This window comes from Rhodococcus sp. NS-SX18, assembly GCF_057367935.1.
On the sequence record NZ_CM170633.1, the window covers coordinates 464,562 to 482,483 of the forward strand.

Here is a 17,922-nt window from a genome sequence, read left to right on the forward strand (position 1 = left end):
GAGAACAACATGATCGGCTGGGAGCGCGACGCCGACGGCATCGTGGTGCTGACCCTCGACGACCCGAACCAGGGCGCGAACACCATGAACGAGCTGTACAAGGCGTCGATGAAGGCCACCGTCGACCGCCTCGTCGCCGAGAAGGACGACATCACCGGTGTCGTGATCACCTCCGCCAAGAAGACCTTCTTCGCCGGCGGCGACCTGAAGAACATGATCAAGGTCGGCCCGGAGGACGCGCAGCAGATCTTCGACGAGGTCGAGGCGATCAAGGCGGACCTGCGCCGGCTCGAAACCCTCGGCAAGCCCGTCGTCGCCGCGATCAACGGCGCGGCCCTCGGCGGCGGCCTCGAGATCGCGCTCGCCACTCACCACCGCATCGTGGCCGACGTCAAGGGCGTGCAGATCGGCCTGCCCGAGGCGACGCTGGGTCTGCTGCCCGGCGGGGGCGGTGTCACCCGCACCGTGCGGATGCTGGGTCTGCAGACCGCGCTGATGCAGGTGCTGCTGCAGGGTCAGCGCTACAACCCGGCCAAGGCGAAGGAGATCGGCCTGATCGACGAGATCGTCGGCAGCATCGACGAACTCGTCCCCGCCGCCAAGGCGTGGATCAAGGCCAACCCCGAGGGCGGCGTGCAGCCCTGGGACAAGAAGGGCTTCAAGATCCCCGGTGGCACCCCGGCGTCGCCGGCGTTCGCGGCGAACCTGCCGGCGTTCCCGGCGAACCTGCGCAAGCAGCTCAAGGGTGCCCCGATGCCGGCGCCGCGGGCCATCATGGCCGCCGCAGTGGAGGGCTCGCAGGTCGACATCGACAACGCGTCGAAGATCGAGGGCCGGTACTTCACCGAGCTCGTCACCGGCCAGGTCGCCAAGAACATGATCCAGGCGTTCTTCTTCGACATGCAGGCCATCAATTCCGGTGCGTCGCGGCCGAACCAGGCCGACGGCACGCCGTTCCCGAAGACCACCTTCCGGAAGGTCGCCGTGCTGGGCGCCGGCATGATGGGCGCGGGCATCGCCTACGTGTGCGCCAAGGCCGGCATGGACGTGATCCTCAAGGACGTCACGATCGAGTCGGCGCAGAAGGGCAAGGCGTACTCGGAAGGCCTCGAGGCCAAGGCGCTCTCGCGCGGCAAGACGACGGAGGAGAAGTCCGCGGCGCTGCTCGCCCGCATCACCCCCACCGCCGACGTCGCCGATCTGGCCGGCGCGGACCTCGTCATCGAGGCGGTGTTCGAGAACACCGAACTCAAGCACAAGGTGTTCCAGGAGATCCAGGACGTCGTCGCGCCGGACGCGGTGCTCGGTTCGAACACCTCGACGCTGCCGATCACCGGTCTCGCGGAAGGTGTGACGCGGCAGGAGGACTTCATCGGCCTGCACTTCTTCTCGCCGGTGGACAAGATGCCGCTGCTCGAGATCATCGCCGGGGAGAAGACCTCCGACGCGACGCTGGCCAAGGCGTTCGATCTCGCTCAGCAGATCCGTAAGACCCCCATCGTCGTCAACGACTCGCGGGGCTTCTTCACCTCGCGCGTCATCGGCACGTTCGTCAACGAGGCGATCCGCATGGTCGGCGAGGGCATCGAGCCCGCGACGATCGAGCAGGCCGGCTCGCAGGCCGGCTACCCGGCGCCGCCGCTGCAGCTGTCGGACGAGCTGAACCTGACACTGATGCAGAAGATCCGCAAGGAGACCGAGGCGGCGACCGAGGCCTCGGGTCTGAAGGTGCCGCAGGACGATTCGTCCACCGTCGTCGACTTCCTCGTCGACGAGGGCCGTCCGGGCCGCGCGGGCGGCGGCGGCTTCTACGAGTACGTCGACGGCAAGCGCACCCGCATCTGGCCGGGTCTGCGTGAGAAGTTCAACAGTGCCCCCACCGACGTCCCGATCCAGGACCTGATCGAGCGGATGCTGTTCATCGAGGCCATCGAGACGCAGAAGTGCTTCGACGAGGGCGTGCTGCGCACCACCGCCGACGCCAACATCGGCTCGATCCTCGGCATCGGCTTCCCGGCCTGGACCGGTGGCGTCGCCCAGTACATCGTCGGCTACCCCGGCGGCAAGGCGGGCTTCGTCAAGCGCGCCGAGGAACTCGCCGCCAAGTACGGCGAGCGCTTCACCCCACCCGCGTCCCTGCGCTGACCCCCGTGCGTGGTTTTGGTAGCCATCGCTACCAAAACCACGCACGAGTTCTCCACAGGTGAGGGCTCCCGACCACGGTCGGGAGCCCTCACGCGTCGGGGGTCCGCCATCATCGGTCGTGTGGGGGACTTCGGGAAGAGCGACGTGCAGAAGCTGTTCGACGATCGAGCCGGCCTGGTGACCCAGGCCGGGCTGACCGCCCTGGGGGTGGGGCGGGGAACGGTGCGGCATCTGCTCGACTCCGGGCGGTGGCAGCGCGTCCTGCAGGGCGTCTACGCCGTCAGCAGCGGGCCGCTGACGCGGACCATGGTGCTCGAGGCGGCTCTGCTCTACGGGGGCGGAGCGGCGATGCTGAGCCACCGCACCGCGGCGGAGCTGTGGGGCATGCTCCCGGTCGACGACACCGCACCGGTGCACATCACCGTTCCCGTGGGCAAGTCCGCGCTGCCGCAGCGAGCGACGATGCGGGCACCCGGACGGAAGGCGACGCTACCGGTGTCGAAGCCGGACGCCGTTCTCCATCCCGGGGTGATCGTGCACCGGTCCCGGGCGCACGCCCACATCGGCGTCGATCGGTACCTGCCGCGCACGACGAAGGTCGACACCGCACTGGATCTGGCCACCGCGCAACCGTCGCCGCGGGAGGCGTACCTGTCGCTGATCTCCACGGTCACGAACGCCGGAATCCGGCTGCACAACGTGCGTCTGCGACTCGAGGAGCGGCCGCCGTACCGGTATCGGACCGCGCTCGGCGAGGCCGTGACATTGCTCGCGGACGGCGTGCAGTCCGTCCTGGAGTACCACTACGCGACCGACGTCGAGCGTGCGCACGCCCTGCCCGTGGCGGACCGGCAGAGCCCGGTCGTCGTGGACGGCAGGACCCTGTACGAGGACTGCACGTACGACGGCGCCGGATACTCGCTCACGGTCCGGTTGGACGGCAGATGGGTGCATTCGATGCGCGAAGTCGCCTTCCGCGACCGGCGTCGCGACAACGCCGCCGAGCTGGCCGGTCGGTCGCGGCTGGTTTTCGGCTACCGGGAGGTGGCGTCGTCGCCGTGCGGCGTCGCGCACGAGGTGGAGACGGTGCTGACCCGGTTGGGCTGGGTCCGGGACGAGCCGAACCCCTGCTCGTGCCGTGCGCGGTTCTGGTAGTGGGTACTACCAGAACCGCGCACGGGCCGCGGAGCGGCCTAGGCGACCCACCAGGGACGCAGCGGGACGTTCGGCTCCTGGTCCGGGCCGAGCTTGACGGCCAGGACGTGGTGCAACTGCACGACGTTGCGTTCGAAGCCGAGGCGGGATCCGGCCATGTACAGACCCCACACGCGGGCGGTGCCCTCGCCGACCTCGGCGACGCACGCGTCCCAGTTGGCGACGAGGTTCTCGCACCAGCCCTTCAACGTCAGCGCGTAGTGCTGGCGCAGGTTCTCCTCGTGCAGCACCTCGAGGCCGACGTCCTGCACCTCGGTGATGATGCGCCCCGAGCCGGTGAGTTCCCCGTCGGGGAAGACGTACCGGTCGATGAAGCCCCCGGCCTTGACGGGACCGCGGTTGACCGGACGGGTGATGCAGTGATTGAGCAGCAAGCCGCCCTCGCGCAGCTTGTCGTGCAACCGGCGGAAGTACGCCGGATAGTTCTGCACGCCGATGTGCTCGGTCAGCCCGATCGAGGAGATCGCGTCGAAGCCCGTCTCGGGCACGTCGCGGTAGTCGGAGAAGCGGACCTCGGCGAGATCGGTGAGTCCCTCGTCGGCGATGGTCTTCTGCGCCCACTCCGCCTGCTCACGCGACAGGGTGACGCCGAGTGCCTTGACGCCGCGCCGTGCCGCGTACCGCACCATCCCGCCCCAGCCGCAACCGATGTCGAGGAGCCGGTCCCCGGGCTGCAGCCGCAGCTTCTCGAAGATGAGGCGGTACTTGTTCTCCTGTGCGTCCTCGAGACTCTGCGCCTCGGAGTCGAACAGCGCGCACGTGTACGTCATGGACGGGCCCAGGACGTGCTCGTAGAACGCATTCGAGACGTCGTAGTGATGATGGATCACCTCGGCGTCACGGCTGCGCGAATGCCGGAGCCCCTCCGCGAACCGGCGCCAGCGCGGCAGGTGCTCCTGCGGGGGCGGCGCGATGGGCTTGAGCGTCTCCAGCCCCAGCGAGCGGGCGATCTGCGCGAGCGTCAGTGCCGGTGGGCGCTGGAAGTGCAGGTCGCCCAGGGCCTTCAGGAGCTCGTACGGGTTGCCGGGGTGGACTCCTTCGGCTTCGAGGTCACCCGAGACGTAGGCGCGGGCCATGCCGAGGTCGCCGGGTGCAGTCGCCAGATAGGTCGTGCCGCGCGTGGAGGTCAACCGCAGGCCGTACGGGGCGTCCGTCGGGCCGGCGCTGGAGCCGTCGTACGCGGTGAACCGCACCGGCAGCTCACCGCCGGTGACGGTCTCGAGGATCTGGGCGAGGGTGAGCCGGCCGTCGGGCGTGCGTGGTTCTCGCAACGTAGTCATTTGTTGTGCACCGCCTTCGAGAAGAGGTCCAGCAAACGGGATTCGGGATCGTAACGCTTCTTCAGGGTGGGATAGTCCCCACCGCCGTAGTAGAGCTGTTCGAACTCCGCGCGCGTGTAGTACGAGTCGGAGTACAGCGATTTGTGGCCGTCGAGCTCGGCGACCTTGTGTTCGATGCGACGGTTCGCGGCGCCTTCGATCTCGCCGGCAACGGTCGGGACCGACGACCAGAAGCCGACGTTGACGTAGGTGCGTTTCGGTTCGAGCGGGTACAGGGGCCACGGCCGCTGGGCGTCGCGTGCCGCCGGACCGCCCTCGCGTAACCGCAAGGGGCACAGCCAGACCGGCTCGATCGGAATCTCGTCGAGAAACCAGCGCAGGAACTCGGCGGTCCGTTCGATCGGCACCTCGATGTCCTGCACGACACGTTCGCGCGGCAGGTTGCCCTTACGCCGCTCGATACGGTCGGCGACGCCGTAGCGGTGGTCGAGGGCGATCAGTTTCCAGTAGAAGCTGCTGCGGAGCAGCCGCTTCGGCCACAGCCGCCGGATGCGGGGATTCTGGGCGCCGAAGGCGCGCGAGCACCAGAACCAGTCGGTGTCCCACCGCCACAGGTAGTCCCGGACGGTGAGGCGGTCGGTCCGGGGATGGTTGACGGACGCGTGCTGGATCGAACGGTAGTAGATGTGCTCGCCGGTGTAGTCGCTGAGCGGACCCGGGGCGTCGGTCTGCGTCCCGAGGGTCAGGTAGGACTCGGTGGCGGAGAACATCACCCCGTCGAGGTAGTCGACCGGCACCCCGGCGTGCACCCGCTCGGTGGCGATGCGATCGAGGGCCGACTGCATCTCGTCGAGCGTGTCGAACCGCAGATGCCGCAGCGCCACGTACGGTTTCACCGCTTCGAGCTCGATGCGCAGGCGCGTGGCGTAGCCGAGGGTGCCGTAGGAGTTGGGGAAGCCGTGGAACAGGTCGGCGTGCTCACCGTCGGGAGTGGCGGTGACGATCTCGCCCGCGCCGGTGAGGATGTCCATCTCGAGGACCGACTCGTGGGGCAGGCCGTTGCGGAAGGAGGTCGACTCGATGCCGAGCCCGGTGACCGCGCCGCCGAGCGTGATCGTCTTCAACTGCGGCACCACCAGGGGTGCGAGGCCGTGCGGCAGGGTCGCGTCGACCAGGTCCTCGTAGGTGCACATGCCGGCGACGTCGGCGGTGCGCGCGACGGGGTCGACGGCGACGACACCGCCGAGGCCGGATACGTCGAGGCCGGGCGCGTTCACCCGGGCCCGGGCCCGGAAGAGATTGGAGGTCTTCTTCGCCAGGCGCACGGGGGCGTCGGCCGGGATGGCGCGGTAGGAGCGCAACAGGCGCTCGACACCCGCCCGATGTGCGGATTCTCCGCTCGGGACAACGACGGACTTCGGTTTCTGCATACGACTCCCTGGGGCGACGCACGGTGGCGACCTTCACAATAGCCCCGCGGGCCCGGCCGGGCGCGACGATGCAGCAGGCAGGATGGGAACCGGTGACGGCCGCGCCACGAGCGGCCCACGAGCAACAGGAGGAACAGTGGGACAGGTAAGCGCCAGCAGTTCGATTCAGCTCACCGCGGCACCGGAGCGGGTGCTCGAGGCGCTCGCGGACTACGAGTCGGTGCGTCCGCGCATCCTCACCGAGCAGTACCGCGACTACCGGGTGCTCTCGGGTGGCCGCGGTGACGGCACGGTCGTGCACTGGATCCTGCAGGCGACGAAGAAGCGGGCCCGCGACGTCGAGGCGCGAGTGGCGGTCTCGGGCAGCACGATCACCGAGCGAGACGCGAACTCGTCCCTGGTGACCACGTGGAGCGTGGTGCCCAACGGCACCGGCTCGACCGTGGTGACGTTGACCGAGTGGAAGGGGGCGGGTGGCATCGGCGGCTTCTTCGAGAAGACCTTCGCGCCGCTCGGGCTGCGCAAGATCCAGGAGCAGGTGCTGGCGAACCTGAAGCGCGAACTGGACTAGAGGGCCTCGGCGGGGTCGCCGGCGAACGTGACGATCCCGGCGACGACGGCGGTGGCGTAGCGCTGCCGCCCGTCGGGATCGGTCATCGTCGCGGCGTCCGTCGCATTGCGCATGTTGCCGAGCTCGACCAGCACCGACGGCCGTCGCGCCAGATTGAGGCCGGCCAGGTCGTCGCGGCCGAGCAGGCCGTCGGTGCCGAGGTAGGTGGACGGGGTCAGTCCGGCGTCGACGAGGGCGTCGCGCACGGCGACGGCGAGGGCGACGGACGGACCGGCCTGCACCTCGTCGAGCGGGGGCGCCGAGTAGTTGACGTGGAAGCCGCGACCGTCGGCGGGACCGCCGTCGGCGTGCAGACTGACCACGACGTCCGCGCCGGAGGCGTTGGCTTCCTCGGCGCGCCGGTCCACGCAGGCTGCGACGGACACATCGTCGGGGCGGCTGAGCAGCACGTGCGCGCCGAGCCGCTCGAGTTCGGCACGCACGAGCATCGCGACGTCCCAGTTGAAGGTGTGCTCCGCGTAGCCCGAGTCGGTACTGGTGCCGGTGGTCTGGCAGTTCTTGGTGCCGCCGCGGCCGGTGGGCACCTGGGTGGTGATGCTCGCGTCGTTCGCGCCGTTGTGGCCGGGGTCGAGGATGACGGTGCGCCCGGTCAGCGGCAGGTCCTGGGTCGCGGTCGCCGGGACTGCCGGCAGGGACAGGGCCAGCACGCAGGTGGCGGCGACGGTGATCCGGCGGGACAGTCCACGCACGCGCATTCCGTCACGGTACCGGGGACGGACTACCCTGAGTTGCGAAATCCCGCGGAAAGGACATGCCTGTGGAACCCGGTGGAATGCCCGACATGCAGCAGCTCCTGGCGCAGGCGCAGCAGATGCAGCAGCAGCTGATGGCCGCCCAGGCGGAGATGGCGCAGGCGGAGGTGACCGGCCAGGCCGGTGGCGGCCTGGTGACGGCGACGGTGAAGGGGACCGGTGAGGTCGTCGGGCTGCGCATCGACCCGAAGGTCGTCGACCCCGAGGACGTGGAGACGCTGCAGGATCTGGTGATCGGGGCGATCGCCGACGCGTCGGCGAAGGCGCAGGAGATCGCCTCCGAGAAGCTCGGCCCCCTGGCCGGTGGGCTCGGCGGCAGCATCCCCGGTCTGCCCGGCTTCTAGAGGAGTCACGTGTACGAGGGACCGGTCCAGGATCTGATCGACGAGCTCGGCAAGCTGCCGGGCATCGGTCCGAAGAGCGCCCAGCGCATCGCGTTCCACCTGTTGTCGCTCGAGCCACCGGAGATCGACCGGCTGCAGGCGGCCCTGCAGCAGGTGCGCGACGGTGTCCGGTTCTGCGAGGTGTGCGGCACGGTGTCGGATCAGGAGCGGTGCCGGATCTGTTCCGATCCGCGCCGGGACCGGACCCAGATCTGCGTGGTCGAGGAGCCGAAGGACGTGCAGGCCATCGAGCGCACCCGCGAGTTCCGTGGGCGCTACCACGTGCTCGGTGGCGCGCTCGATCCGCTCAGCGGCATCGGTCCCGACCAGTTACGGATCCGTGAGCTGCTCACGCGCATCGGCAATCAGGAGGACGGCGTCGACGTCACCGAGGTGATCATCGCGACGGACCCCAACACGGAGGGCGAGGCCACGGCGACGTACCTCGTGCGGATGCTGCGGGACTTCCCGGGTCTGACCGTGACGCGGCTGGCATCCGGTCTGCCCATGGGTGGCGACCTCGAGTTCGCCGACGAGCTGACCCTCGGGCGGGCGCTCTCGGGCCGACGCACACTGTGACCGCCCCGAGACGCACCGGGGAGCAGACGCGCCGCCGGATCCTCGACGCGGCCGGCGTGGCGTTCGCGACGCGTCCGTACCGGGAGATCACCCTCAAGGACATCGCCGAGGACGCCGGGGTCAGCCCGGCGCTGATCATCAAGTACTTCGGCTCCAAGGAACAGCTGTTCGACGCGCTGGTCGACTTCCAGAGCGCAGCCGACGTCTTGTTCGACGGACCCCTCGAACAACTGGGGGAGCGGATGGTGTCGATGCTGGCGCGCCCGCTCGAACCGTACAAGCCGCTCTCGATGAACATCCTCTTCATGAGTGGGGCGAGCGAGGAGAGCAACCGCAAGCTCCGGGAGAACTACTCGAAGCAGATGATCGACGCGCTCGCGGCACGGCTGCCCGGCCCGGATGCACGGTTGCGGGCGGAGCTGGCGATGTCGATGGTGATGGGTCTGGCGATCATGCGGCGGCGCATGCTCGGGGAGCGGGCCACCGGTTCGGTGCCGGACGTGGTGGCGCGGTACGCGCCGCTGGTGCAGAAGCTGCTCGACGGGGCGGAGTGACCGACGGCCCGGAGTGAGATGCGGGTCACCTCTGTTGCGGGGTAAACGGCTATTCACTTAGCCTTGTAAACAATTATTCACCCCGCACGGAGGAGGACCGATGGCGTACGTGTCCATCCACCCCCTCCGGCTGCGCGGGTCCCGGCCGGACCGGTCGCTCGCCGTGCCGTCCGTCCGCGGGGCGACGACGGCGGCCGCGCCCCGGCCGTCGCGCTTCGTCTTCCCGATCCTCGCGGTCGGGGCGATTTTCCAGGCGATCATGCAGACGGTCATGGTGCCGCTGCTGCCGAGCATGCCGGCGCTGACCGGCGCCGGCACCACGGCCGTGTCGTGGCTGGTGACGACCACCCTGCTCGTCGGGGCCGTGATGACCCCGATCTTCGGGCGGCTCGCCGACATGGTCGGCAAGAAGCGCATGCTGCTCGTCGCGCTGGTCCTGATGACCGTCGGATCGCTGCTGTGCGCGATCAGCTCGAACATCGCGGTCCTCATCACCGCCCGCGGCCTGCAGGGCGCGGGCGCGGCGGTCATTCCGATCGGCATGTCGATCCTGCGGGAGGAACTGCCCAAGGCCCGCGTCGGACGCGCCATCGCCCTGCTCAGCTCCACCCTCGGTCTGGGCACCGCGCTGGGTATCCCGTTCGCCGCCGCCATCGTCCAGTTCGCGGACTGGCACGTGCTGTTCTGGGTCACCACCGCGATCGGCACGGCGGTGGCGACCGCGGCCGCGGTGTTCATCCGCGAGTCCCGCACCCGCACCGGCGGCCGGTTCGACGGCGTCGGCGCGGTCGGCCTGAGCGCCGCGCTGGTGAGCCTGCTCGTCCCCCTCACCCAGGGCAGCACCTGGGGCTGGACCAGCCCCGCGGTGCTGTCGATGTTCGCCGCCGCCGTGGTGCTGTTCGGACTGTGGGGATTCCAGCAGCTGCGCAACCGCAATCCGCTCGTCGACCTGCGGGCCTCGGCGCGGCGCACGGTCCTGATGCCGCACCTGGCCGCCCTGCTGGTCGGATTCGCGTTCTACGGCAACACCCTCATCACCACGCAGTTGCTGCAGGCCGACCCGGACCACGGCGCCGGATACGGGCTGCCGATCCTGCTCGCGGCCCTGTGCCAGCTGCCGGCGAGCTTCGCGATGATGTCGTTCGCCCTCGTCGCCGCGCGGTTGTCCGACCGGTGGGGCACGAAGGTCCCCATGCTGGCCGGCGCGTTGTTCCTGCTGGGCGGGTACTCGCTGCATGCGGTGCCCGACAAGCCGCTGTGGTCGGTGGTGGTGGCGCTCGGCGTCGCCGCCATCGGCACCACGCTCGTCTACTGCACACTGCCGGTGCTGATCATGGGTGCGGTCCCGCTCGAACAGACCGCCGCGGCGAACGGCGTCAACGTGCTGCTGCGCACCACGGGCAGCACGGTGTGCAGCGCCGTGGTCGCGACCGTGCTCGCGGCGCATCTGGTGAACGGCGGCATCAGCACGGCCGGATTCTCGATCGCCTACCTGGCGTGCGCCGCCTGCGCGGTGGTGGTGTTCGTGGCTGCGCTCGCGCTGCCGGCGGCGAACCGGCGGCCCGTCGAGCACGTCACCTCCGAAGTGCCGTCCGTGTGAGTGCGCCGGTCCGCCGCCTGCGCGCAGACGGCGAACCGGCCTCCTCCCTCCCCGGGTCTAGTACTCCACGCCGAGGTCCCGCGGGCGATAGCCCTCCGGGTAACCCGGATACGTGCGGTTGCTCGGATTGCTCGCGGCCATCGAGGTCCGACGTTTCGGCAGCCGGCGTACCACCGCCGACCGGGCCCGCAGCGCGGCTTCCGCGACGGCCCGGACCCGCGGGGAGCCCTGCGGGAACCCGAATGCCGTAGCCATCCGCTCGTCGATGAGCGAGTACACGGCCGTGGCGACGGCGGGTGCGAGCACCTTCGGGTACCACGACTGGAACAGCCGCAGGGTGTAGGTGCCGATGCGGTGGTTGTCGTCGCTGTAGGTGAAGTGCTCGTCCTCGTAGTCCAGCTTGAACCGCTGGAAGTCCTGGTACGACCCCGGAATGTTCTTGATCCCCATCCGGATTCCCACCTGGCGGTAGAAGTGGAACGAGGCGAGACGCTCGTGCGGGTGCAACCGCCGCCAGCCGTAGCGGTCGATCCAGTCGATCGGGTCGTAGACGAACGTCGAGAGGACGTAGAGCATGTCGTCGTTGTCGATCGAATATCTGCCGTGCATCCGGTTGACGTTGCGCAGCGACTCGCGACCCCGGTCGGAATCGTAGCCGTGCTCGACGAGTTCGGACATCAGGATCGCGGTGTCGTCGTAGCGCTTCTGCGGACGGTGCTCGAACTCGCCCGTGCGGGCCAGCAGCGCGGAGATGCTCGGCACACAGTACGTACGGAACAGCGCGAACTCGAGCGACCGCTGGTAGTCCCAGGGGAACTCGTACCCGGCCGTGATCCGCAGGATGTCCTGGTGGTGGGTGACCGGGTCCAGGCCCTCGATCACCTTCAGCCAGCCGAATCGGCCGAATCCGGCGTGCGGGTCCTGGTTCGGCGCGGGGAAGGTGGCGGCTTTCTCGGTCCGGGCGTCGGGGTGGGCGACGACGGACGCCCCGCGCGTGCGTTCCCGGGTGCGGTCGGGGGAGGTCGACGTCATCGCCGTCACCGCCCGTGCCGGGTGCGGAGCATCCACGCGGCGATCTTCATGTCCCGCGCGCTGCGTTCGAGGGTGAGCAGGTTCAGCGGGGCCCGGAACTTTTCGACGGTCACCGACTTGGGCCGGCTGAATTCGCGCAGGCCGTCGGCGCCGTGGATGCGGCCGAACCCGGATTCGCCGATGCCGCCGAACGGCAGCGACGGGATGCCCGCGAAACCGAGCACCGAGTTCACCGACACCATGCCGGTGCGCAGGCGGTCGGCGATCTTCCGTCCGCGAGCGCGGTCCTTGGTGAACACCGATGCGCCGAGGCCGTAGTCGGTGGCGTTGGCGCGCTCGACGGCCTCGTCGAGATCGCGCACCTTGTTGACCACCACCGTCGGGCCGAACGTCTCCTCGCACACGGCCGACGACCGCTCCGGGACGTCGGTGAGGATCACCGGGTCGACGTAGCGGTCGTGTACCGACTCACGGCCGCCGACGACGGCGCGGGCGCCGTGCCCGAGCGCGTCGTCGATCTGGCCGCGCACGATGTCGATCTGCCGGGGCAGGGTCATCGGTCCGTAGCTCGCGTCGTCGCTGCCGCCGGGGCGCACCCGCTCGATGGTCGCGGTGAGCTTGTCGAGGAACTGCCGGTAGACCGAATCGACGACGTAGATGCGTTCGACGCCGGCGCAGGTCTGTCCCGCGTTCCCGAACGCGCCGAACGCGGCCATTTCCACGGCCTTGTCGAGGTCGGCGTCCTCCGCGACGATCATCGCGTCCTTGCCACCGCACTCGGCGACGAGCGGGGTGAGGGTCTCGGCGCACACGGCCATGACCTTGCGGGCGGTGGCACCGGAGCCGGTGAAGGCGATCTTGTCGACGCCGGAGCGGGCGAGTGCCGCCCCGGTCTCGCCGAGACCGGTGATCACCTGGAACACCGGCTGCGTGGGGGCGAGCGCGTTCCACTTCTCCTCGAGCCACTTGCCCACGCCGGGGGTCAGCTCGGACGGCTTGAACACGACGGCGTTGCCGGCGGCGAGGGCGTAGGAGATCGAACCCATCGGGGTGTAGACCGGGTAGTTCCACGGTCCGATGACGCCGATGACGCCGAGCGGCTGGTATTCGAGGGTGGCCCGCTGGTTGGCGCTGGCGAGGCCGGACGGCACCCTGCGCGGGCGCAGCACCTTCCTGGCGTTGCGGGCGGCCCAGTCGAGGTGCTCGATCGCGAGCATCACCTCGAGGAAGGCGTCACCGCGCGGCTTGCCGGTCTCGGCGGAGACGAGGGCCGCGAGGGACTCGGCGTCGGCGGCGACGGCCTTCTTGAACTCGAGCAGCCAGTCGCGGCGGCCACGGAAGCCCTGGTCGGCCCACCATCGGGCTGCCGAATGCGCGCGGTCGACGGCAGCGGCGACGTCGGCGGCGCCGGCGATCGGATACTCGGCGAGGACGGACCCGTTGCGCGGGTCGAGACTCGCGAAGGTCTCCCCCGGAGGGTTCGGGGGCTGGGTATCGGTGGGCGTGAGTTCCTGGGTCATGGGCGCCGCTTCCTTCGATGGGCCACATCAAATATATTTGATGTGATTCACTGTCGTGGATATCACACTAGGCGGCGCGTCCGATGTCGACAACCCCCTACTACTTGTCCAGGCCAGGAGGCCGATCCCATGCACACGAACCTGACGGAATTCACTCCCGAGCAGCAGGACTTCGCGGCAGCCGTCGCCGATTTCTGCCGACGGGAGGTCGGCACCCGCGAACAGCGCGACGCCCTCACCGACCACGGCAAGCACAGCCACAGCCAGGAGCTGTACCGGAAGATGGCCGAGCTCGGCTGGCTCGGGGTGACGGTGCCCGAGGAGTTCGGCGGCTCCGCCGGCAGCACGGTCGACCTGTGCATCCTGCTCGAGCAGAGCACGACGGGCATGGCACCGATCGGCGGCATCGGACCCACCCTCATCACCGGCGCCGCCTACGAGAAGTTCGGCACGCAGGCGCAGAAGGAGACGGTGCTCGGCGGCATCGTCGAAGGCAGATCCCAGTCCATCTCCATGTCCGAGCCCGAGGCCGGGTCCGACGTCGGCGCCCTGACCTGCCGCGCCGAGAAGGTCGACGACGGCTGGCTGATCAACGGCCAGAAGACCTGGTGCTCCAACGCGCACTTCGCCGACAACATCCTGCTCGTCGCCCGCACCGACCGCAGCGGTGCCAAGCATCAGGGCCTGACGATGTTCCACCTGCCGGCCGGCACTGCGGGACTGAAGATCAGCGGCATCGAGACCATGGGCGGCAAGGAGGTCAACGACCTCTACCTCACCGACGTGCATCTGCCGGAGGACGCCGTCGTCGGCGAGGTCGGCAACGGCTGGACCCAGTTGATGGCCGGATTGAACACCGAGCGGCTCATCCTGGCCGCGATGATGCTCGGCACCGCGCAGCGCGCCTTCGACGACGCCCTGAAGTTCGTCACCGAACGTAAGCAGTTCGGCCGCCCGGTCGGCACGTTCCAGGTCATCCGCCACCGCGTCGCCGACCTGGCCACCGAGATCGAGGCCACGCGCCTGCTCGTCTACCGCGTCGCGCGGCTCGTCGACGACAACCCGGGCAAGTTGTTCCCGCGCGAGGCGTCCATGGTCAAGCTCAAGGCCACCGAGGTCGCCAAGAAGACGGCCCTCGAAGGCATGCAGATGATGGGTGGCTACGGATACGCCACCGAGTTCGACATGGAGCACCACGTCCGTCGCACGGTCGTGTCGACGATCTTCGGCGGCACCAACGAGATCCAGCGCGACATCATCGGCAAGAGCTACGGGCTGTAGACGATGGCGGCACCGGCCCGGGCGGCCCGTTCCCTGCGGCGACGGCCTCAGCTCTCGGAGGAGGTCGCGATCCACCTGCGGGGCCTCATCATCTCCGGCGCGCTGCGGTCCGGCGACTTCGTGCGGCTCGACGAGACCGCAGCCGAACTCGGGGTCAGTGTCACCCCGGTCCGGGAGGCGCTGCTGACCCTGCGCGGGGAAGGGCTGGTGGAGTCGGTGCCCAACCGCGGTTACGTCGTCTCACCGCTCGGGCGGGGCGACGTGACCGACATCTTCTGGCTGCAGGAACAGATCGCCGTGGAACTGGCGGTGCGGGTACTGCGCGTCGCGGAGCCTGAGGATCTCGATCGGCTCACCGCGCTGAACGACGAGCTGCGGCGCGCGGTCTCGTCGGCGGATGCCGACTGGATCGCCGCCGCGGAGTTCGAGTTCCATCGCGAGGTCAACCGGATCGCGGACAGTCCGAAGCTCGCCTGGTTCCTCTACAGCGCGGCCCGCTACACCCCCTATCGGCTCTACACGGCGGACCCGGAGTGGGGCCGGTCGGCCGTCGACTCGCACGCCCGATTGATCGACGCGTTCCGCAGGGGGGATCGCGACGAGGTGATCGCGCAGACCGCGGGGCAGTTCGACGATGCGGTCCGCCGGCTGCTCGAGCACCTGGACCGGCGCCCCGATTGACCGAATGTGACATCCGGTCGATGTGATCGACCGGATGTCACATTCGGCCCCGGCGCGCGGGGGTGCCGCCGCACTGGGGCGGCTGCGCAGTGCGGCCAGCTCGTCGGCCACGGTCATGGTCACTCCTGACGGTCGAAGGTGAGTACTGCCTCGACGGCGTCGCCGGCCCGGACGACGGCGAGCGCCGTGCGCGTCACGCGTCCGCCGCCGTGTCGCCGAGAAGGGTCGCCAGCATGAGTTGCTGCATGCGGGTCTCGTTGGTGGGTGTGGCGTCGAAGTGCAGGAGACGTCCGACGTCGAGCACGAGGTTGAGCGCGGCGTGCACCAGGAATCGGCACTCGACGGCGGACAGGTCCGGACGCACCTCGCCGAGCAGGCGGGCCCACTCCTCGACGTTGAGGCGCTGGATGTTGCGCAGGTCGGTGCGGTGCGAATCGGGCAGGTTACCGATCTCGGTGAAGTACACGACCATCAGCTCGCTGCGGGCGAACGACAACTGCACGTACACGCGGGTCAGGGAGCGCAGCGCCTCGGCCGGAGTCGTGGAGTCGGCCAGCGTGCCGTTCACGGCGACGGCGAGCCGGTCCGCGGCCCGGTGGAAGGCCGCGGCGAGCAGGTCGGCCTTGCTCGCGAAGTGCCGGTAGACGCCGGAGGCGTTGATGCCGGCCGCCGCACCGATCTCCTCGATGCTCACGTCGTGGTACCCGCGGGCGTAGAACAGCAGGATCGCCTCGTGCAGCAGCACCTCACGCTTGTTGGCGACGGCGAGGCCCGGGGCGCGGGGCGGCTCGTCGTGTGACGGGTCGGTCGTCGCCGGACGGACACGCGCGACGGACCGGCAGGCATCGAGGAGCAGCCGCTCGATCCGGCGGTTGGCCAGCGGGGCGCGGTGTGCGGTGATGCTGCCGACGACGCTGAGCATGGCCGCGCTGAGGACGACGTTGTCCGGTTCCGGGAGCTCGGGGCGCAGCGCCGCCAGCGCGGCCCCGATCCGGCGGTTGACCCCCCAGATCTCCCGCCGGACCGCGTCGCGGTCCTCCGCGGTGAGATATCGGCTCTCCCACCGGTAGAGCCCGGCGGTGCGGCGGCATTCGACGGTGGTGCGGATGGCGGCGAGCAGCAGGCGGTCGAGGCGTTCGGCGGGGTCGGCGATCGAGGCGCACACGGCGTCCGCTTCGGCGACCGCCGTCCCGAGCGTTGTGCCCAGGCTCAGCGCGGCGTCGCGGAACAACGCGTACTTGTTGGGGAAGTGCCGGTAGAGGGCGGGGCCGGAAATGCCGACCGCGGCGGCGATCTCGTCGATCCCGACGCTGTGGTACCCGCGTTCGCTGAACGCCTCGGCGGCGACCGCCGCGATCTGTGCCTTGCGGTTCTTCGGCCGTTGTCGCGGAGCCGGTGCGCCTTCGGTCGCCGTGCGGGCGGTCGACCGTGTCCGCGTCGCCCGCGAACCGGCCCGGGTCTGCTCCGCCACCGTACCTCCATCCGTGCCGGGCGTGATGCCGGCAGCCTATCGCAAACGTTAGCGGCCAACACCATATTCGCGTCGGCGAATCGGAGTGCGGTACTCGACGGAAAGGCCAGCGGAGGACCCTTGACAAACGCGACTGCGCACCACGAAAGTTAACGAGCATTCCCGATGTACCACGGTGTCCGGCCGCTGCGCCGGACGTGTCCGTCCGATGCGCGTCGCGGCGCAGGTCCAGGATTCGAGGAGGTCCCGTGAGAACCCGATTCACCGAGGCATTCGGGGTCGAGCACCCCATCGTCCAAGGCGGGATGATGTGGGCCGGCCGCGCCGAACTCGTCGACCGCACGGTGTCCGAGGCGGAGTCGATCATCGGAGGCCGGCTGCGCGGATTCGTCGCACAGGGGGCCGGGGCGTGAGCACACCTCCAGTGGAAGGGCTGCGCTCGGAACTCGCCGACGGCATCCTGCGGCTGACCATCGACCGGCCGGAGCGGATGAACGCCGTCGATCTACCGACCATGCGGGCCCTCGGCGCCGCGCTGGACGAGGCGGGCACCGATCCCCGGATCCGCACCGTCGTCCTCACCGGTGCGGGGACCGCGTTCTGCACCGGCGCCGATCTCGCTGCCGCAGCGACGAACCCGGCCGACCCGTCCGAGGTCATGGACGTCGCGAACGCGGTGATCCGATCCATCGCGACGGTTCCGGTGCCGGTGATCGCCGCCGTCAACGGCCCCGCCGCGGGCGTGGGGGTGTCGATGGCCGTTGCAGCGGACCTCACCTACGCCACCGAGAGCGCCTATTTCCTGCTGTCGTTCGTGAACATGGGGCTGATGCCCGACGGCGGAGCGAGCCTGCTCGTCCCGGCGGCGGTCGGGCGTGCGCGGGCCGCGGAGATGGCGTTGCTCGGCGAGCGGGTGTCCGCCGCGGATGCCGACCGGTTCGGCCTCGTCGCGCGCGCCCTGCCCGACGCGCAGTTCGCCGCGCATATCGCGGACGTGGCGGCCCGGACGGCGACGAAACCACGGCGCGCCTTCGAACTGACCAAGCGGGCACTTCATGCCGCGACGCTCGGCCTGCTCGACGACGCGCTGGCACGGGAGAAGAGCGGCCAGACCGAGCTGCTCGCCTCGGCGGACTTCGCCGAGGCGGTCATGGCGATGCTCGAGAAGCGACCACCGCGCTTCTCCTGACGACAGTCCGTGCACTTTCGGTAGGGAAACCAGGCCGCTGCCCGAGCGCGCGCACGCCGGAGTATCCGGTTCAGCCGTTGGGCAACAGAATCATTCGATGTCGACGGCGATTCGTGACGCACGTGGCCGTCACTCCTCCGCGCGCTTGATCCGACGAGAATCACCATTAACAAAGCGCT

17 protein-coding genes are annotated in these 17,922 nt (G+C 69.6%); 11 read left to right on the top strand and 6 right to left on the bottom strand.

Features of this window, described 5'->3' with window-relative positions; all coding sequences use genetic code 11:
- Positions 1-9: 9 nt before the first annotated feature.
- Together AC2IPW_RS02090 and AC2IPW_RS02095 are read left to right on the top strand one after the other, a co-directional pair.
- Positions 10-2,145 (top strand): 3-hydroxyacyl-CoA dehydrogenase NAD-binding domain-containing protein, encoded by a 2,136-nt coding sequence (locus tag AC2IPW_RS02090; RefSeq protein WP_193788758.1) that lies wholly within the window; start codon positions 10-12, stop codon positions 2,143-2,145.
- A gap of 120 nt (positions 2,146-2,265) precedes the next feature.
- The gene (locus AC2IPW_RS02095; RefSeq protein WP_486376170.1) at positions 2,266-3,300 is read left to right on the top strand and encodes a type IV toxin-antitoxin system AbiEi family antitoxin domain-containing protein; all 1,035 of its coding nucleotides are present in this window, start codon (positions 2,266-2,268) and stop codon (positions 3,298-3,300) included.
- Positions 3,301-3,338: 38 nt separating this feature from the next.
- Here the strand turns inward: AC2IPW_RS02095 and AC2IPW_RS02100 are convergent, their stop codons facing one another.
- Positions 3,339-4,640 (bottom strand): class I SAM-dependent methyltransferase, encoded by a 1,302-nt coding sequence (locus AC2IPW_RS02100; protein ID WP_486376171.1) that lies wholly within the window; start codon positions 4,638-4,640, stop codon positions 3,339-3,341.
- Positions 4,637-6,070: an FAD-binding oxidoreductase gene (locus AC2IPW_RS02105; protein WP_486376172.1), complete on the bottom strand. Its 1,434-nt coding sequence runs from the start codon at positions 6,068-6,070 to the stop codon at positions 4,637-4,639. Before AC2IPW_RS02105 ends, AC2IPW_RS02100 begins: the two co-directional genes overlap by 4 nt.
- Positions 6,071-6,206: 136 nt before the next feature.
- Between AC2IPW_RS02105 and AC2IPW_RS02110 the strand changes: the two genes are divergently transcribed.
- Entirely contained in the window at positions 6,207-6,641 is a 435-nt protein-coding gene (locus AC2IPW_RS02110) for an SRPBCC family protein (protein ID WP_003935377.1), read from the top strand.
- Here AC2IPW_RS02110 and AC2IPW_RS02115 read toward each other — a convergent pair.
- Positions 6,638-7,396, bottom strand: coding sequence for an Rv3717 family N-acetylmuramoyl-L-alanine amidase (locus AC2IPW_RS02115; protein WP_486376173.1), 759 nt, complete (start codon positions 7,394-7,396; stop codon positions 6,638-6,640). The genes AC2IPW_RS02110 and AC2IPW_RS02115 overlap by 4 nt on opposite strands.
- Positions 7,397-7,473: 77 nt before the next feature.
- On the opposite strand from AC2IPW_RS02115, the gene AC2IPW_RS02120 reads away from it, so the two are divergent.
- The 4 genes from AC2IPW_RS02120 (at position 7,474) to AC2IPW_RS02135 (ending at position 10,569) form a co-directional block, all read left to right on the top strand.
- Entirely contained in the window at positions 7,474-7,797 is a 324-nt protein-coding gene (locus AC2IPW_RS02120) for a YbaB/EbfC family nucleoid-associated protein (RefSeq protein WP_040781537.1), read from the top strand.
- Between the two features lie 9 nt (positions 7,798-7,806).
- On the top strand, positions 7,807-8,415 hold the full coding sequence (gene recR, locus AC2IPW_RS02125) for a recombination mediator RecR (RefSeq protein ID WP_003935373.1): 609 nt from the start codon (positions 7,807-7,809) through the stop codon (positions 8,413-8,415).
- Complete coding sequence (locus AC2IPW_RS02130) at positions 8,412-8,969, top strand: TetR/AcrR family transcriptional regulator (RefSeq protein WP_003935372.1); 558 nt, start codon at positions 8,412-8,414, stop codon at positions 8,967-8,969. The genes recR and AC2IPW_RS02130 overlap by 4 nt, the downstream gene beginning before the upstream one ends.
- 100 nt (positions 8,970-9,069) lie before the next feature.
- Positions 9,070-10,569: an MFS transporter gene (locus tag AC2IPW_RS02135; protein ID WP_054373314.1), complete on the top strand. Its 1,500-nt coding sequence runs from the start codon at positions 9,070-9,072 to the stop codon at positions 10,567-10,569.
- A 57-nt stretch (positions 10,570-10,626) separates the two neighbouring features.
- Here AC2IPW_RS02135 and AC2IPW_RS02140 read toward each other — a convergent pair whose 3' ends face one another.
- Positions 10,627-11,601 carry an oxygenase MpaB family protein gene (locus tag AC2IPW_RS02140; RefSeq protein WP_486376174.1) on the bottom strand — a complete coding sequence of 325 codons (975 nt, stop codon included), beginning with the start codon at positions 11,599-11,601 and terminating at the stop codon, positions 10,627-10,629.
- Between the two features lie 5 nt (positions 11,602-11,606).
- Entirely contained in the window at positions 11,607-13,121 is a 1,515-nt protein-coding gene (locus AC2IPW_RS02145) for an aldehyde dehydrogenase family protein (protein ID WP_486376175.1), read from the bottom strand.
- A gap of 129 nt (positions 13,122-13,250) precedes the next feature.
- On the opposite strand from AC2IPW_RS02145, the gene AC2IPW_RS02150 reads away from it, so the two are divergent.
- Positions 13,251-14,402, top strand: coding sequence for an acyl-CoA dehydrogenase family protein (locus AC2IPW_RS02150; protein ID WP_486376176.1), 1,152 nt, complete (start codon positions 13,251-13,253; stop codon positions 14,400-14,402).
- Between the two features lie 3 nt (positions 14,403-14,405).
- Positions 14,406-15,083 (top strand): GntR family transcriptional regulator, encoded by a 678-nt coding sequence (locus AC2IPW_RS02155; RefSeq protein ID WP_486376177.1) that lies wholly within the window; start codon positions 14,406-14,408, stop codon positions 15,081-15,083.
- Positions 15,084-15,276: 193 nt separating this feature from the next.
- Here the strand turns inward: AC2IPW_RS02155 and AC2IPW_RS02160 are convergent, their stop codons facing one another.
- Positions 15,277-16,554 carry a TetR/AcrR family transcriptional regulator gene (locus AC2IPW_RS02160; protein WP_486376178.1) on the bottom strand — a complete coding sequence of 426 codons (1,278 nt, stop codon included), beginning with the start codon at positions 16,552-16,554 and terminating at the stop codon, positions 15,277-15,279.
- 248 nt (positions 16,555-16,802) lie between these two features.
- Between AC2IPW_RS02160 and AC2IPW_RS02165 the strand changes: the two genes are divergently transcribed.
- Both AC2IPW_RS02165 and AC2IPW_RS02170 read left to right on the top strand, forming a co-directional pair.
- Complete coding sequence (locus AC2IPW_RS02165; RefSeq protein WP_486377075.1) at positions 16,803-16,967, top strand: hypothetical protein; 165 nt, start codon at positions 16,803-16,805, stop codon at positions 16,965-16,967.
- On the top strand, positions 16,964-17,743 hold the full coding sequence (locus tag AC2IPW_RS02170; protein WP_486376179.1) for an enoyl-CoA hydratase: 780 nt from the start codon (positions 16,964-16,966) through the stop codon (positions 17,741-17,743). Before AC2IPW_RS02165 ends, AC2IPW_RS02170 begins: the two co-directional genes overlap by 4 nt.
- Positions 17,744-17,922 lie beyond the last annotated feature (179 nt).

Excerpts from the sequence above, each read along its gene's own strand:
- AC2IPW_RS02090 (WP_193788758.1), top strand. The coding sequence starts at position 10 with ATGATCGGCTGGGAGCGCGACGCCGACGGCATCGTGGTGCTGACCCTC.
- AC2IPW_RS02100 (WP_486376171.1), bottom strand. The coding sequence starts at position 4,640 with ATGACTACGTTGCGAGAACCACGCACGCCCGACGGCCGGCTCACCCTC.
- AC2IPW_RS02105 (WP_486376172.1), bottom strand. The coding sequence starts at position 6,070 with ATGCAGAAACCGAAGTCCGTCGTTGTCCCGAGCGGAGAATCCGCACAT.
- AC2IPW_RS02115 (WP_486376173.1), bottom strand. The coding sequence starts at position 7,396 with ATGCGCGTGCGTGGACTGTCCCGCCGGATCACCGTCGCCGCCACCTGC.
- AC2IPW_RS02120 (WP_040781537.1), top strand. The coding sequence starts at position 7,474 with ATGCCCGACATGCAGCAGCTCCTGGCGCAGGCGCAGCAGATGCAGCAG.
- AC2IPW_RS02135 (WP_054373314.1), top strand. The coding sequence starts at position 9,070 with ATGGCGTACGTGTCCATCCACCCCCTCCGGCTGCGCGGGTCCCGGCCG.
- AC2IPW_RS02140 (WP_486376174.1), bottom strand. The coding sequence starts at position 11,601 with ATGACGTCGACCTCCCCCGACCGCACCCGGGAACGCACGCGCGGGGCG.
- AC2IPW_RS02145 (WP_486376175.1), bottom strand. The coding sequence starts at position 13,121 with ATGACCCAGGAACTCACGCCCACCGATACCCAGCCCCCGAACCCTCCG.
- AC2IPW_RS02150 (WP_486376176.1), top strand. The coding sequence starts at position 13,251 with ATGCACACGAACCTGACGGAATTCACTCCCGAGCAGCAGGACTTCGCG.
- AC2IPW_RS02155 (WP_486376177.1), top strand. The coding sequence starts at position 14,406 with ATGGCGGCACCGGCCCGGGCGGCCCGTTCCCTGCGGCGACGGCCTCAG.